This window comes from Ruegeria sp. SCSIO 43209 (assembly GCF_019904295.1).
Classification (GTDB): domain Bacteria; phylum Pseudomonadota; class Alphaproteobacteria; order Rhodobacterales; family Rhodobacteraceae; genus Ruegeria.
The window spans coordinates 907,831-923,243 of sequence record NZ_CP065359.1 but is presented as its reverse complement, the minus strand read 5'-3'; the positions used below and the strand labels follow the sequence as shown (position 1 = coordinate 923,243).

11 protein-coding genes are annotated in these 15,413 nt (G+C 57.9%); 4 read left to right on the top strand and 7 right to left on the bottom strand.

Annotation, left to right across the window (positions count from 1 at the left end):
- Window positions 1-16 precede the first annotated feature (16 nt).
- Window positions 17-1,240 carry an efflux RND transporter periplasmic adaptor subunit gene (locus tag I5192_RS04670; protein ID WP_170612415.1) on the top strand — a complete coding sequence of 408 codons (1,224 nt, stop codon included), beginning with the start codon at window positions 17-19 and terminating at the stop codon, window positions 1,238-1,240.
- Window positions 1,237-5,052 (top strand): efflux RND transporter permease subunit, encoded by a 3,816-nt coding sequence (locus I5192_RS04665; RefSeq protein WP_223117872.1) that lies wholly within the window; start codon window positions 1,237-1,239, stop codon window positions 5,050-5,052. Before I5192_RS04670 ends, I5192_RS04665 begins: the two co-directional genes overlap by 4 nt.
- Window positions 5,053-5,098: 46 nt before the next feature.
- On the opposite strand, the gene I5192_RS04660 is transcribed toward I5192_RS04665, so the two are convergent.
- The 3 genes from I5192_RS04660 to I5192_RS04650 form a co-directional block, all read right to left on the bottom strand.
- Entirely contained in the window at window positions 5,099-5,422 is a 324-nt protein-coding gene (locus tag I5192_RS04660; protein ID WP_223117871.1) for a hypothetical protein, read from the bottom strand.
- Between the two features lie 136 nt (window positions 5,423-5,558).
- Window positions 5,559-7,370, bottom strand: a complete 1,812-nt coding sequence (locus I5192_RS04655) for an ABC transporter ATP-binding protein/permease (protein ID WP_223117870.1) — start codon at window positions 7,368-7,370, stop codon at window positions 5,559-5,561.
- Between the two features lie 59 nt (window positions 7,371-7,429).
- Window positions 7,430-8,770 (bottom strand): LysM peptidoglycan-binding domain-containing protein, encoded by a 1,341-nt coding sequence (locus I5192_RS04650; protein WP_223117869.1) that lies wholly within the window; start codon window positions 8,768-8,770, stop codon window positions 7,430-7,432.
- Window positions 8,771-8,896: 126 nt separating this feature from the next.
- Between I5192_RS04650 and I5192_RS04645 the strand changes: the two genes are divergently transcribed.
- Window positions 8,897-9,448: a TIGR00730 family Rossman fold protein gene (locus I5192_RS04645; protein ID WP_170422288.1), complete on the top strand. Its 552-nt coding sequence runs from the start codon at window positions 8,897-8,899 to the stop codon at window positions 9,446-9,448.
- Between the two features lie 48 nt (window positions 9,449-9,496).
- On the opposite strand, the gene I5192_RS04640 is transcribed toward I5192_RS04645, so the two are convergent.
- On the bottom strand, window positions 9,497-9,949 hold the full coding sequence (locus tag I5192_RS04640; RefSeq protein ID WP_170396355.1) for a host attachment protein: 453 nt from the start codon (window positions 9,947-9,949) through the stop codon (window positions 9,497-9,499).
- 284 nt (window positions 9,950-10,233) lie between these two features.
- Complete coding sequence (locus I5192_RS04635) at window positions 10,234-10,833, bottom strand: superoxide dismutase (protein WP_113789565.1); 600 nt, start codon at window positions 10,831-10,833, stop codon at window positions 10,234-10,236.
- A gap of 101 nt (window positions 10,834-10,934) precedes the next feature.
- On the opposite strand from I5192_RS04635, the gene I5192_RS04630 reads away from it, so the two are divergent.
- Entirely contained in the window at window positions 10,935-11,702 is a 768-nt protein-coding gene (locus tag I5192_RS04630; RefSeq protein WP_223117868.1) for an FkbM family methyltransferase, read from the top strand.
- Between the two features lie 109 nt (window positions 11,703-11,811).
- Here I5192_RS04630 and I5192_RS04625 read toward each other — a convergent pair whose 3' ends face one another.
- Both I5192_RS04625 and I5192_RS04620 read right to left on the bottom strand, forming a co-directional pair.
- Window positions 11,812-12,378, bottom strand: a complete 567-nt coding sequence (locus tag I5192_RS04625; RefSeq protein ID WP_223117867.1) for a sarcosine oxidase subunit gamma — start codon at window positions 12,376-12,378, stop codon at window positions 11,812-11,814.
- A complete protein-coding gene (locus tag I5192_RS04620; protein WP_223117866.1) occupies window positions 12,371-15,385 on the bottom strand; it encodes a sarcosine oxidase subunit alpha family protein in 3,015 nt (1,004 codons plus the stop codon). The genes I5192_RS04625 and I5192_RS04620 overlap by 8 nt, the downstream gene beginning before the upstream one ends.
- Between the last annotated feature and the right edge of the window lie 28 nt (window positions 15,386-15,413).

The window sequence follows — 15,413 nt, the reverse complement described above, 5'->3', positions numbered from 1 at the left end:
CTGGAGATTCTACCGCATGCGATTGATTTCATTCGTTAACGCCATTTTGGTTATTGTTGCGTTGTATTTTCTTGTTTTCGAGCGCGACGCGCTGTTTGCGTTTGCAGGTCGCGGAGACGAGCCATCCGAGACCGCGACCGAGGCCTCGGAATCGGTGCAATCACCGGACTCGATCGGCGTTGTTGTGCTGCGCTCAACTGCGCGCGAGATCGGCAGCGCCGTTCAATTACGGGGTCAGACCAAGGCAAACCGCCAGGTCGAGGTCCTTGCCGAAACCATTTCGACAGTCCTGTCCGAGCCCAAGCGCAAAGGAGCTTTTGTCGAAGCAGGAGATCTGCTGTGCGAGCTTGACCCCGGAACCCGGCCCGCGAGCCTGGCCGAAGCCATGGCAGCCAAGCTTGAGGCCGAAAGCCGCGTTCCCGAGGCCGAAGCGCGCCTGGAAGAAGCTCACGCCCGTTTGGCTGAAGCCGAAATCAATCTGAAAGCAGCCCGCAAGCTGTCTGAAACCGGGTTTGGATCAGAAACGCGCCGTATCTCAAGCGAAGCTGAAATGAGCACAGCCGAGGCCGGAATCAAATCCGCCGAGGCCGGTTTGGAAGCTACGCAAGCCGGGATTGAAGCCGCCACCGCAGCAGTAGCAGCCGCTCAGCGCGAGATTGATCGCCTGACCATCAGCGCACCGTTCAAGGGTCTGCTTGAAAGTGATACTGCGGAATTGGGCAGCCTGATGCAGCCCGGCTCGCTCTGCGCAACCGTCATCCAGCTCGATCCGATCAAGCTGGTGGGTTTTGTGCCTGAATCAGAAGTGAATCGGATCATTGTCGGATCGATGGCAACTGCGCAGTTGGTTACGGGGCTGCAGGTCGAGGGGCGCGTGACCTTCCTCAGCCGTTCGGCTGATGAGACCACGCGGACATTCGAGGTCGAGATCACAGTGCCAAACCCGGAACTGCTGATCCGTGACGGCCAAACCGCCAACATTCAGATCGCGGCCGAAGGGGTCAAGGCTCATCTGCTGCCCCAATCCGCACTGACCTTGAACAATGAAGGTGAGCTTGGTGTTCGCACCGTGGTAGCCGACAATGTCGTTGATTTTGTTCCGATCCGCCTTCTGCGTGACACCGCTGATGGTGTATGGGTTGGTGGCCTGCCGGAAACTGCTGATATCATCGTGATCGGGCAGGAATTCGTCACACGTGGTGTGACGGTCGCGCCGACATACAGGGAAGCATCGCAATGACGGGTATCGTCAGTTGGGCCGCAAGCCGTGCCAGAATGGTGCTGGCTTTCATCGCGATTTCGCTGGTTATCGGTGGGTATGCTTATGTCGGGCTCCCAAAAGAGGGTGAACCCGACATCGATATCCCGATGCTCTTTGTGTCGGTGCAGTTTCCCGGGATTTCAGCCGAGGACAGCGAAAGCCTGCTGATCAGGCCGATGGAAACCGAGATGGCCGATCTCGACGGGTTGGACACAATGACCGCCACCGCCGCCGAGGGCTACGCAGGCATTCTGCTGGAGTTCGAGTTCGGTTGGGACAAATCCGCCACCATCGCGGATGTTCGCGATGCCATGAACACCGCGCAAGCTGATTTCCCTGATGGGGCTGAGCAATACACGATTACCGAGGTCAACTTCTCCGAGTTTCCCATCGTCATTGTTAACCTGACCGGCCCGGTACCAGAGCGTACAATGGCGCGCGTTGCCAAAGATCTGCAGGACGAACTTGAGGCGTTGGACGCAGTGCTGGAAGCTGGCATTGCCGGAAACCGCGATGAAATGCTTGAGGTCGTGATCGACCCGCTGCGGCTTGAGGCCTACAACGTCACGGCCGCCGAACTGATCAACGTTGTGCAAAACAACAACCAACTGATCGCTGCAGGTGAGGTCGAGACCGAACAGGGCACGTTCTCGGTCAAGATCCCGTCGTCATTTAAGACTGCTCAGGACGTCTATGGCCTGCCCGTAAAGGTCAACGGAGACCGCGTGGTCACCTTAGGCGAACTGGCCGAAATCAACTATACGTTTGAAGACCGCGCGGGCACAGCCCGGTTCAACGGCGAACCCACCGTCGCGCTGCAGGTCGTCAAGCGCAAGGGCTTCAATCTGATCGACACCGTTGCGCTGATCAAAGCCACCGTCGCCGAAGAACAAATCAAGTGGCCAGCCGAACTGCAGGCCGCTGTTGATGTGGGCACCTCAAACGACCAAAGCCGCATCGTCGATTCAATGGTGCGCCAGCTTGAAGGATCGGTTCTGACCGCCGTCGCGCTGGTGATGATCGTGGTATTGGCTTCGTTGGGAACACGCGCCGCGTTGTTGGTGGGTTTTGCCATTCCTACCTCGTTTCTGTTGTGCTTCGCCTTCCTCGCGATGATCGGGGTCACCATCTCGAATATGGTGATGTTTGGCCTGATCCTTGCCGTGGGCATGCTGGTCGATGGCGCCATCGTTGTTGTGGAATATGCCGACAAGCGCATTAAAGAAGGCGTTGGTCCGATGCACGCCTATGTCGAGGCGGCGCAACGGATGTTCTGGCCGATTGTTTCGTCGACGGCCACTACACTGTGTGCATTTCTTCCGATGTTGTTCTGGCCCGGTATTCCCGGCGAGTTCATGAAGATGCTGCCCATCACGCTGATCTTCGTTCTGTCGGCCTCGCTGATTGTGGCACTGATCTACCTGCCGGTCGTGGGCGGTGTCTCGGGCCGTATGAGCCGCAGTTTCGAGCGCAGCTCGAACTGGCTGCGGGCCCGCACGCCTTGGTGGCTGCGAGTGCTTCTGGTACCGCCTTCACTGTATATGATCTTCCTCGGCGCAATGCAGGTCTTGAACCCCAACTATCTGCTGCCCGGCGGTTCACTTTCTGGCGTGCTACTGTTTCTGTTCGGCGCCTTCGCTGGGTCGGTCACGCTGAGTGCTGCCAAGATCGAACGCGCCCCGGATGAACATGTTCATACCGCTAAAGAGCACACGCCCTTCGGTTATGTGATCAAGTTCCTGGCCGGCAATCCGGTCATGCCGGTGGTGTCCATCGCAGTCGTCTTTGCGGCGGTGTTTTGGGTCGCATTCATCATATTCCCGCAAAACTCTCGCGGCGTTGAATTCTTCGTGGAAAGCGAACCGGAACAGGCCACGGCCTATGTCCGGGCGCGCGGCAACCTGTCTCTGGCTGAAAAGGACGAAATGGTTCTTGAGGCCGAGCGCGTAATCAGCGAACACCCGGCGGTGATCAACGTATTTGCCTTTGCGGGCGAAGGCGGGCTCAATCAGAACAATGGCGGTGCAGAAGCCCCCGCCGACACAATTGGTCGCGTACAGTTCGAGCTCATTCCTTGGGAAGATCGCCCAATCAGCTCTGAACAGATTACCGGTTGGTTCTGGGGACCGATTGCAGGTCTACTTGGCTTTGCAAAGGAAGAGGTCGCGGCGGAATATGACGGCAATTTTGTTCTGGACGAACTAACCGCAGAGCTGGCAACCCTTCCTGGCTTTATCGTTGATATTCAGGCGCTGGAACAAGGTCCCGCTTCCGCCAAGCCCGTTCATCTGCGCATCAAAGGCGATAGCTGGGAGGATCTGACGGCCGCGACCGTCACAGCACGAGAAGCCTTTGACACCACACCCGGCTTGATCAAGATCGAGGACACCCTGCCTCTGCCCGGCATCGACTGGCAGATCGACGTGGACGTGGCCAAGGCGGGTCGATTCGGCGCGGACGTCGCAACCGTTGGCGCGATGGTACAGCTTGTGACGCGTGGCATCTTGCTGGGTGAAATGCGACCGGATTCAACCGATGAAGAGGTAGAAATCCGCGTCCGCCTACCTGATCAGGATCGCGTCCTGTCAACGCTGGATACGCTGAAAGTTCGCACACCGGACGGGTTGGTCCCCCTGTCGAACTTCGTCACCCGCAAACCCGTGGCCAAGCTCGCCGAGATCAATCGCGCGGATCAACAGCGCTACTATGACGTTAAAGCGGATGTCGAGCCTGGGCTGAGCAAGATCGTGACCACCGGTCCTGACGGTGCAGAGCTGCGTTTGGCAACCGTGCGCGCGATTGGTGAAGGTGCCACACCAACTGGCAGCACGATTACCAGCGCGGACGGGGCAGAGTTCGAACTCGTTCAACTAACGGGTGCCGAGAACGTGGGTGAAGTGCGGTCCGCCATCGAAAGCGGTGACGCTCGGTTTGCCCTGATCAATCCGAACGAACGGATTGCCGTGCTGACCGAGTGGCTGGAAACCGATCCTTTTGGTCGCACCATCACTTGGGAATGGACCGGCGATCAGGAGGATCAGGCTGAAAGCCAGGCGTTCCTGTCCAGCGCATTCCTGGCAGCACTGGGTCTGATGTTCGTGATCCTGCTGGCGCAGTTCAACTCGTTCTACAACTCGGTGCTGGTGCTGCTGGCCGTGGTTCTGTCTACGACCGGCGTGTTGCTGGGCATGATGGTAATGCAACAACCGTTCTCGATCATCATGACCGGGACCGGGATCGTGGCGTTGGCCGGTATCGTGGTGAACAACAACATTGTTCTGATCGACACCTATCAGGAATATAGCGGCTACATGTCTCGCATTGATGCCATCGTCCGCACGGCTGAGGCGCGTATCCGCCCGGTTCTGCTGACTACGCTGACAACAATGGCGGGTCTGACCCCGATGATGTTCGGCCTGTCGCTGGATTTCATCGGCGGAGGGTATTCGATCGACAGCCCCACGGCATTGTGGTGGAAACAGCTGGCCACGGCGGTGGTCTTTGGACTGGGTACGGCCACGGTGTTGACGCTGATCGTCACCCCTTCATTCCTGGCGCTGCGAGTGTGGGTCACAACCTACGCGGTATGGCTGGGTAAGGCGCTGGCACGCGCCACGGCGGGTCGATCCAGCCAAATCGCGCAGGACATGGCAATCGGCCAAAGCGCGAGAGATGTGCAAGCAGCCGAAATGATCTGGACCGATGAACAGGACAAAGCTGCCCCTGATCAGAGCGCTCAGGACGACCGCCCTGATCATCCTCCAACAACACCGTTGAAAGCGGCGGAATAAAAAAAGGCGAGCCTTCGGGCTCGCCTTTTCAATTCTGGCAGACGCGTTACTCGACGAACGCGTATTCGCCCAGATCACACAGGTTCAGACCATAGTCTTCAATTGATTCCCCGTCGCTGAAAATACCACGGATGTCATAGACACAGGTGGTCAGCCCGTCCGCAATAAGGACGTCTACTTCGAAATCCGCGCCCAAATAACCACCCTCAAGCAGGTTGCCTTCCCAGCTGCCGGACGAGGCCGGAGACACGTTGAACTCAACCAGGTCATAGCTGGTTTCGTTGATAATCAAGAATTCCAGATCCTCGGCTGCCGCCGAAGTGGCCATCAACAGTGTTGCAGTCAAGGCTGCTGCTGCTCGCATTTTCATGAAGTTTTTCCTTGTCTGTGTTTCGGTCTGCAAAGTGTCGCGGCGGCGGGTCCGCGTCAAACGGAAACCGTACCACAGCAGCCGATTTTCTTTTCGAACCGATCCGCACAATCATTGGCAGTCAAGGCTGTTGGGCCTAGGCCGCTTCGCTGTCGGCCTGTTGACGGCTCCATAGCTGGGCATATCGCCCTTCGCGGCTGAGCAGCTCATCATGCGTGCCCTGCTCGATGATCTCACCACGTTCCAGAACGACGATCCGATCGGCTTCGGCAATGGTGCTAAGGCGGTGTGCGATGGTGATCACCGTCCGCCCCTCACCCGCCCGGGCCAAAGCATCTTTGATGTCCTGCTCGGTATCCGTATCCAAGGCTGACGTCGCCTCGTCCAACAACAGGATCGGCGGGTTTTTTAGCAAGGTTCGGGCGATGCCGACGCGTTGCTTTTCACCGCCTGATAGTTTCAGGCCGCGTTCGCCGACCTTGGTATCGTACCCTTCTGGCAGGCTGACGATGAAATCATGAATCTGCGCGGATTTGGCGGCGGCCTCTACATCCTGCTGGGTCGCGCCTTCACGCCCATAAGCGATATTGTATCGGATCGTGTCATTGAACAGGACCGTATCCTGCGGAACGACGCCGATTGAGGCATGCAGGCTTGACTGGCTAACATCGCGCACATCCTGCCCGTCGATCTTCAGCGACCCGCCGGTGACATCGTAGAACCGAAACAGCAGCCGCCCGATTGTGGATTTCCCAGACCCGGTGGCGCCGACAATCGCAACGGTCTGACCGGCTGGTACGGCCAAGGAAACGCCCTTGAGGATTTCGCGATCAGGCTCGTATCCAAAGCGGACATCTTCAAGCGTGACCTCCCCACCATTTACCTTCAGGTTCGGGGCGCAGGGTTTGTCCATCACTTCTGCTGGCTGTTCCAACAGATCAAACATCTGCCCCATATCCACCAGTGATTGACGAATTTCGCGGTACACCGTGCCAAGAAAATTCAGCGGAACGGTTATCTGGATCATGTAAGCATTAACCATCACGAAATCGCCGACGGTCAGCGCCCCCTTCTGCACGCCCATTGCAGCCAGAACCATCACGCCAATCAGGCCACATGTGATCAGGAACGACTGACCAAAATTCAGGAATGCCAGCGAATAGGCCGTCTTCAGCGCAGCCTTCGCGTAACCTTTCATCGAAACATCATACCGTTCGGCTTCGCGGGTTTCGGCATTGAAATACTTGACTGTTTCGAAGTTCAGCAGGCTGTCGATGGCGCGCTGGTTGGCCTCGGTATCCTGATCGTTCATCTCGCGCCGCAGCTTCACGCGCCACTCGGTCACCGCAAAGGTGAACCATATGTAAAGCGCAATCGTCACCGCAACGACGACCAGATACCAGACGTCGAATAACCATAGCAGGATGATCGACACCAGAAGCAATTCCAGGATCAGCGGCCCGATTGAAAACAGCAGAAACCGCAACAGAAACTCTACGCCTTTCACGCCCCGCTCGATTATCCGGCTGAGACCACCCGTGCGCCGGGTCACGTGATAGCGCATCGAGAGCTGGTGAATGTGCTGGAACGTCTCAAGCGCCAGCGCTCGCAGCGCGCGTTGCCCAACCGGTGCAAAGAACGCATCCCGCAATTGCTGGAAGCCAACAGTCATCATGCGGGCCACACCATAGGCAACGGTCAATCCAATCGCACCCAACGCAAGCGGCGGTACACCTTCGCCCGCCAAACCATCCACGGCACCTTTGTACAGGATGGGAGTATACACAGCGATCAGCTTGGCCAGCACCAGCATCGCCATCGCCAAAATGACACGCCGTTTCACCCATGGCTCGTCCTCGGGCCAAAGATAGGGCGAAACCTTGCGGATGGTTCGCCAGCCCGAACGATGCTCGTCCGTGTCGGTTTTGATCGCGGATGGTTGTCTCATCACGTACCTTAACTGCGGTCAGAGAAAAGCCCTGGCCCGGGTTGGGCCAGTGGTCATGTTTATTCAGGAATGGTGAAAATCTGCCCTGGATAGATCAGGTCAGGATCACGGATCGAATCTTTGTTAGCCTCGAAAAGTTTGACATACAGCACACCGTCACCAAACCGGTCGCGCGAGATCGCCCAAAGCGTATCACCCTTTTGAACCGTGACCGAGCGGATCGCCGGAGCGTCGGTTGAGGCCTCACCCGGATTGGTGGTTTCGGTCGCGCGCAGGACCTCGACGGGTTCGCGTTTGAACGGCGTCTCAAGCCTGCTGACCACAGTGCCATCTGGGGCAACCTCATCCACCCTCAGAGTGTAAACTCCGGGGTCAATGCCCTCGACCTCGCCGCGCCATTGCCCGTCAGTCGCTGGTGCAATGTCGGCCACAAGCTGGTTGTCCAGATACAAGCGTACGGCCGATCCATCCTGTGCCCGCCCGGTCAATTCCACATCACCCGCGTCCGAATAGCCAATCGTGTCCAGGGCAATCTGCTCTGGCGGCGTATCCTGAACAGTGGGTGCTTGCAAAAGTTCAACCCCTTCTTCGCCCGAGCGCAGGATCGCAACCTGCTGGTCAGGCGCGTCGCCTGATTCCGGCTGAGTTTCAGTCGCGGGCGCGGTCTCATTCACAGGTGGCGTTGCGGCACCTGCAACTTCTGGTTCATTCTCTTCGGTTTCAGCTTGGTTGGCTGCTTGCTGATCGGTTGTTTCCGTATCCGTCGTCTGTGCCTCGGCAACCTCTTCGACCGGCTCATCGGCAGCGGGCTCTGACACGGTCGGCAGGACCGGTTCAGGCAGCGCCGCGATCAGATAATCATCTGAACGGCTGGTGTCTTCGCCTTTCCGGGTCTCAAGAACAAGCCCGCGAGCGTCGTCTGCAAACGGGATCGATACAAACTCGGCGAACTGGCCGCTGTCATCGACGGTGAAGCTGTGAACAGTCTCACCGTCCAGCAAAACACTGACCTCGGACCCCGGCTCGGCATTGCCGGATAGTACCGCGTTTCCATCGGACTCAACGAATATCTGATCCAGAACCGGCGCGGCCACAACCGGAACATCCGCTTCTTCGCTATCCGGAGTTTGATCGGAAATCTCGGGCGGTGTGTCTTCAGCAACAGATTCGCCGGCTTCCGCCGCCTGGCTTTCGGGCTGCGCCTCCGCTGGCTGGGTTTCCGGCTCAGCGACCTCCGCAATCGGCTCGGATGTTTCGGTTGCTTCCTGCTCAGCCTGCTGTTCCGGCTCGCCGAACAGACCGGACAGGTACAACCCGCCCGCAACGAGCACCACAACGATCCCGGCAACCAGCCCCCATATGAAGGTACCAGAACCTCCGCTTCCCGATTTGGCGTTCATTCTTTTCCTTTCACTCCGCCCGGGAAATGCCCAGTTTGGCGCGCATTTCATGGAGCGGTTGAGCCAACCTATCAATCCCGCTATCAGGGGTCAAAACCCCTAACACAAGAGCAGAGAGCCCTACCTATGTCCCAGAAATCCGTCTGTGTGTATTGCGGGTCACGCAATGGTGTGAATCCTGCCTACTCCGCCGCTGCCCACAGCTTTGGAACCTTGTTGGCCAACGAAGGCTGGCGGCTGGTCTACGGGGCCGGAGATGTGGGTCTTATGGGCGAGGTCGCGCGGGCGGCACAATCGTCCGGCGGCGATACATTTGGGGTGATCCCGGTGCACTTGCTTCAGCGCGAGGTCGGCAAGACCGACCTTACCCGGTTCATCGTGACCGAGACGATGCACGAGCGTAAAAAAGTGATGATCATGAACGCGGATGCCGTAGTTGTCCTGCCCGGCGGCCCCGGATCATTGGACGAACTTTTCGAAGCACTGACATGGCGGCAACTGGGGCTTCATGACAAACCCATTCTGGTGATGAATGTCGACGGGTACTGGGATACGCTGCACACGCTGCTGGATCAACTGATCGGTCAGGGGTTTGCAGATGGTTCTCTGGCAGAATTCATCACCTGGGTCGACACACCGGATGCGACCATGTCCGCGCTTCGCAAATTACTGAACTAAATAAACTGGCAATCGGGCGACGCAAACCGCCCGATTGTCGGCATTCGTTTAGGCAGGTTTTGCCAATCGGGTCTTCAATATCCGTTCGACCTTGTGCAACGGGTGGTTTGTGAGTGTTTTGTCAACCTCGGCCACCACCTTTGCCAGCACTTCACTGTGCAGCCGACGGCGCAACAGGCCCAGAACATGTGGACTGGCAACCAATACCAATCGTTTATAGGCCCCTTTCAGCCCCTTGCGATTCAGAAGGTTCGCCACATCCTGAACGAACAGAGATTTTGCGTGGGACTTCCATGTCTCCTCTTCAACCGCAGATTTCTGGTTCGGTCCCGTATCGGGTCGCCGCCCTGCCCTGTCACTTGGCTTGGTCGGTGCTGCGTCCTGTTCTTCGACCGACACGACGACCAAGTTGGGGTCCTGTGCGTCCGTGATATTCTCCATCACCAGCGCTTTTTCCCCATCGGCGATGATAACCCATGTTCCCTGTTCAAGTGCAGCCATTCGTGATCTCCCGTATCGCTTAGGTTGGCCTTCGCCTGTCCCTTAGACACACCTGTTTAACGATGCGGCGTTGGTGTTTCGCTCGCATTTTGATAGGTTTTTGGTTGATTGGCGGTTCTCTCCCTCCGCCTACTTTACGTAGGTGCTGAAAGGCCGTGCACAATAGGTGGGATAATGAAAGTTGACGTACCGGCAGGTTTTTACCGGCCACCCATCAATTCATAACAAAAAGCCCGCCAGCATCACTGCCAGCGGGCCATTCATTAAGTTCTACCAAGTGGAAATCACATCCGCGAGGCTACGTTTTCCCAGTTCACCAGGTTGTCGAGGAAGTTCGACAGGTAGGCCGGACGCTTGTTGCGGAAATCGATGTAATAGGAATGCTCCCACACATCACAACCAAGCAGTGCGGTTTGACCGAAGCACAGCGGGTTCACACCGTTTTCAGTTTTCGTCACTGCCAACGAACCGTCGGCATTCTTGACCAGCCACGCCCAGCCGGAACCAAACTGACCGGCACCGGCAGCGCTGAACTGCGACTTGAATTCGTCAACCGAACCAAAGCTCTCGGTCAGAGCCTTCTCCAGCTCACCGGGCATCGCGTTGCCACCGGGGCCCATCATCTCCCAGAACTGGTTGTGGTTCCACAGCTGGCTGATGTTGTTGAAGATACCGTTCTGCGCGACGGCATTTGCGTCGTATGTGCCAACGATGATCTCTTCCAGTGACTTGCCGTCCCACTCGGTGCCGGCGATCAGCTTGTTGCCGTTGTCGACATAGGCCTTGTGGTGCAGGTCATGGTGATATTCCAGCGTTTCCGCGGACATACCCTTGGCTGCCAGCGCGTCATGTGCATAAGGAAGATCAGGAAGTTCAAAAGCCATCTCGGCCCCCTGTTGAAAATGAATGTTGCGGTTCCAAAGGTTAAATGCTTTGACAGCCGCCGCAGGTCAAGGGCCGCAACACAAAAACCCGGAGGTCCGCGATGCTGACACAGGCGCGCAAAATGTTCTATCGCGCCCGCGGATACTATGCGGGCAACTTGAACGGTGAACCCTTTCGCCTGGACCCCTACCACTCGAAATTCTGGCGCAAGGTATCAGCCGGGGAGTGGGAACCTGAGACATTTTCGGTGCTGGACCACTATCTGTCGCCCGAAAAGGACTATCTTGATATCGGTGCATGGATCGGCCCCACGGTCCTCTATGCCGCGCGCCGCGCTCGCCATGTGTGGTGTTTTGAGCCTGACCCAGTGGCTTACCGCCATTTGGTCTGGAACCTAGAGCTGAACGACATCCGAAACGTATCAGCCTTCAGCATCGCCTTGTCAGATGGGTTTGGAGTGACACGAATGGCTTCAGCGCACGGAGAGGCAGGCGATTCAACGTCATCATTGCTCCACGAAGGAAGCCATGGCACTGACGCACTTACCATCGGTTGGGATCAGTTTTCTGAATCCGTCGACCTGACTAATGTCTCTTTGGCCAAAATGGATATCGAAGGCGCCGAATTTTCGGTCCTGCCTTCTATGCTGCCTTGGTTAGAAAAAGATAACCCTGCGCTGTTTCTCTCAACGCACGCACCTTATCTGAGCGCAGACAACCGCAGCGCGGCCATGAAAAAACTATCAGAAGACCTGGCTTTCTATAGCCATTGCCACGACCCACACACAGGCGAAACCGGCAAGTCAGCCCTCACGGGCAAGCGTGCACTCACTCAATTCCCGACATTCCTGTTCAGCGCGAACTCCTGACACCCGAACCAGAGATCCGGCCTTCATCTCGACAGAAATACCTTGGGAGTGAGGCCGCAGGCCGAGGGGGCAAAGCCCCCTCACCCACATATCATCAGGCGATCAGGGCTTAATAAACCCCGACCTCGCTGCCGGGCTGCGCCGCAACCTTCAGCAATTTGAACGCATAGTCCGCCGCAGAGCGGAAGCAGACGATGCGGAAAGTCTCAGCGTCGTCCATCCAGAAGGCACCTGACACCTGCGCCAAACGCGAACGGCGGATCTGGCCGGGTTGGAATGCCTCGGCCGACAGCTCAACCGGAGCCAGCTTGCCCAATACCTCGCGCGCGTTCGCGCCCGAAACGCGGAATACGGCCCGCGCGTCGGAGACGTTGACCGCCAGTGCGTGCGTACCACTTAGCGCGTTGGTCATCGCGGCCAGTTTGGCCTCGACCTCGGCATAAGGCACAAGCACCAGCAATTCGTCGGTGGACATCCAGCAAACACCGGTGTCGCCATTCACAAACGCTTCACGCTGACCGGGCACTTTCTGCCCGGTGGCGTCTTTGACAGCCTTAGCCAGTACCTTATCCGACAGATCACCGCGCAGTGTGATCATGCCCTGCAGGCCGCATTCCTCGATCTTGGCGATGCCATCATATGAGGCGTGGTTCAGTGCGCTGATGGGTTCAGACATTCTGCTTCTCCCCGTCCTTGTCATAGAAGATCGGGTCCACGATCTTGGCCTTGTAGGTTTTGCCGTCAGTGCCCGGGAACTCGACCACTTCGCCCATCCGGTCGGGGCCGTGTTTGATCAGGCCCATGGCGATGCCTTTGCCCAGATTGGCCGAGTAGTAGGTCGAAGTTACGCGACCGATCATGTTGCGCTGACCGTTCGCATTCACGCCCTCGCCCACCGCATAGGCACCGTCCGGCAGAACCGATCCATCCACAGTCTCAAGACCAACCAGTTTCCAGCGCTCAGGATCGGCCATATGGGTCCGCGAATGGGCGCGTTTTCCGAGGTAATCCTCTTTCTTTTTGGACAGCGCCCAGTGCAGCCCCAGATCCTGCGGGATCACGGTGCCGTCGGTCTCATCGCCGATCATGATAAAGCCTTTCTCGGCACGCAGAATATGCAGACATTCGGTGCCGTATGGCATCACTCCGAACTCCTGCCCTGCCTCGATCAGAGCGTCCCAGAACGCCTGACCTTGGCTTGCAGGGACCGCGATCTCATAGGACAGCTCACCCGAGAACGAGATACGGTAGGCCCGCGCGTCGAACGCGCCGATCTTGCCATCGCGCCATTCCATGAAGGGCAGCGCCTCTTTCGACAGATCCATGCCGCCCAGCTTCTCAAGTACCTTGCGGGCGTTCGGACCTACCACGGCGACCTGCGCATATTGCTCGGTGACGTTCGCGACGTAGACTTTCCAGTCCCACCACTCGGTCTGCAGCCATTCTTCCATGTGGCCATGGATACGCTCGGCCCCGCCGGTGGTGGTATGGCACAGCCACGTGTCCTCATCGATGCGGGCAACAACGCCGTCGTCGATCAGAAAGCCATTCTCGGAACACATCAGGCCATAGCGGCATTTGCCGACCTTCAGCGTGGACATCATGTTGGTGTACATCATGTCCAGGAACTTGCCTGCGTCGGGGCCTTTGACGATCAGCTTGCCGAGGGTCGAAGCGTCCAACAGCCCGAGGTTTTCGCGGGTGTTTTTAACCTCGCGATTCACCGCATCATGCACGGATTCACCGGGTCGGACATAGGCATAGGTTCGACGCCAATGGCCGACCGGCTCCCAATCGGCCCCGTTCTTATCGTGCCAGTTATGCATCGGCGTTTGACGGATCGGCTGGAACACCTCACCACGCGCTTCACCACCAATCGAAGCCATCGAGATTGGAGTATATGGCGGGCGGAAGGTGGTGGTACCGACCTTCGGGATCTCTGAATCCAGCGCATCAGCAAGGATTGCCAGACCGTTGATATTACTCAACTTACCCTGATCCGTTGCCATGCCCAGCGTGGTGTAACGCTTGGTGTGCTCGACACTTTCATAGCCCTCGCGCGCAGCCAGTTGCACGTCCGAGACCTTGACGTCGTTCTGGAAGTCCAGCCACGATTTCATGCGCAGATCAATCTCGGCATTAGAAGGCATGAGCCAGACAGCGGCCATTGGGGCCTCGGCCGTAGTCTCACCAACTGGCGCTTTGGTGCGCTTCGCGGCGAACCCGACCGCCTTCGCTGCCGCTTTGCCGGCAGTATCTGCATCCTTCAGGACATCTCCCAGGGCCAGCGGGCCGTTCGAAGCCCCTGCCGCCAGAACAAAACCTGCACCGTCGGCCCCCAGCGGAGGACGCGAAGGATCGGGGCGGAAATGCGCGTTCGCCTCGTCCCAGATCAGCTTGCCGCCGCAATGCGACCACATATGCACGACCGGAGACCAGCCACCTGACATGGCAATCGCATCGCATTCGACCTCTTCCCGGGCGCCTCCGATACCCTCTTGATTGCAGATCGCAACTTTCTTGACCCGCTTGCCGCCTTTGACCTTTGCGATCGCCTTGCCCGGATCGACGCGGATACCCAGCTGACGCGCCTCTTCGGCCAGAGGTCCGGCGGTGTCGCGCGCATCAACCACGCGCAGGACATCGACACCGGCCTGCTTCAAGGTAATTGCAGTCCGGTAGGCGTCATCATTGTTGGTGGCGACAATCACACGCTCACCCGGCGTCACACCCCAGTTGACCACATAGTCGCGCATGGCCGAGGCCAGCATGACACCAGGCACATCATTGCCTGCGAACGACAACGGACGCTCAATCGCACCGGTCGCGGTCACGACCTGTTTCGCACGAATGCGCCACAGGCGGTGACGCGGGCCCTGAACACCCGGCTTGTGGTCTGTCAGGCGCTCATAACCCAGCACATAACCGTGGTCATAGACACCAGCGCCCATGCAGCGATTGCGCATGGTGACGTTGTCCATTGTTTCGAGTTCGGAAACCAATTGTTCCACGAACTTATCCACAGGCTCACCATTGATGGTTCCGCCATCAACCGGAGCACGACCACCCCAGTGCGCAGTCTGCTCGATCAGCATCACCTTGGCACCGGTTTGGGCTGCCACCTTGGCGGCCTGCAAACCCGCGATACCACCACCAATCACCAAGACATCAGTGAAGGCGTAAAAGTGCTCGTATGTGTCCGCGTCACGGTTGTCCTTGTCGGGCGCTTTGCCCAAACCCGCCGACTGGCGAATAAACGGCTCGTAAACATGTTTCCAGAACGGTTTCGGATGGATGAACATCTTGTAATAGAAACCGGCTGGCAGAAACCGCGACAGATGCGTATTGATCGCGCCGATGTCGAACTCGAGGTTCGGCCAGTGGTTCTGTGATGCGGATGTCAGACCATTGAACAGCTCTGTCGTGGTGGCGCGCTGGTTCGGCTCAAACCGGTTGCCCTCACCCAGACCGACCAGAGCGTTTGGCTCTTCCGCGCCACTGGCGACCACGCCGCGCGGGCGGTGATACTTGAACGACCGGCCCATGATCATCTGATCATTTGCCAGCAAGGCAGACGCGAGCGTATCGCCCTCGTAGCCCTGCATCGAGGTGCCGTTGAAGGTGAAGTTGACCTTTTTCGACCGATCAATCAAACGGCCATGTTTTGCGAGACGGGTGCTCATGATGCGGACCTTTCGCAGGCGGTATTTT

Coding starts and splice junctions, on each gene's coding strand:
- I5192_RS04670 (WP_170612415.1), top strand. CDS start 17: ATGCGATTGATTTCATTCGTTAACGCCATTTTGGTTATTGTTGCGTTG.
- I5192_RS04665 (WP_223117872.1), top strand. CDS start 1,237: ATGACGGGTATCGTCAGTTGGGCCGCAAGCCGTGCCAGAATGGTGCTG.
- I5192_RS04660 (WP_223117871.1), bottom strand. CDS start 5,422: ATGAAAATGCGAGCAGCAGCAGCCTTGACTGCAACACTGTTGATGGCC.
- I5192_RS04655 (WP_223117870.1), bottom strand. CDS start 7,370: ATGAGACAACCATCCGCGATCAAAACCGACACGGACGAGCATCGTTCG.
- I5192_RS04650 (WP_223117869.1), bottom strand. CDS start 8,770: ATGAACGCCAAATCGGGAAGCGGAGGTTCTGGTACCTTCATATGGGGG.
- I5192_RS04645 (WP_170422288.1), top strand. CDS start 8,897: ATGTCCCAGAAATCCGTCTGTGTGTATTGCGGGTCACGCAATGGTGTG.
- I5192_RS04640 (WP_170396355.1), bottom strand. CDS start 9,949: ATGGCTGCACTTGAACAGGGAACATGGGTTATCATCGCCGATGGGGAA.
- I5192_RS04635 (WP_113789565.1), bottom strand. CDS start 10,833: ATGGCTTTTGAACTTCCTGATCTTCCTTATGCACATGACGCGCTGGCA.
- I5192_RS04630 (WP_223117868.1), top strand. CDS start 10,935: ATGCTGACACAGGCGCGCAAAATGTTCTATCGCGCCCGCGGATACTAT.
- I5192_RS04625 (WP_223117867.1), bottom strand. CDS start 12,378: ATGTCTGAACCCATCAGCGCACTGAACCACGCCTCATATGATGGCATC.
- I5192_RS04620 (WP_223117866.1), bottom strand. CDS start 15,385: ATGAGCACCCGTCTCGCAAAACATGGCCGTTTGATTGATCGGTCGAAA.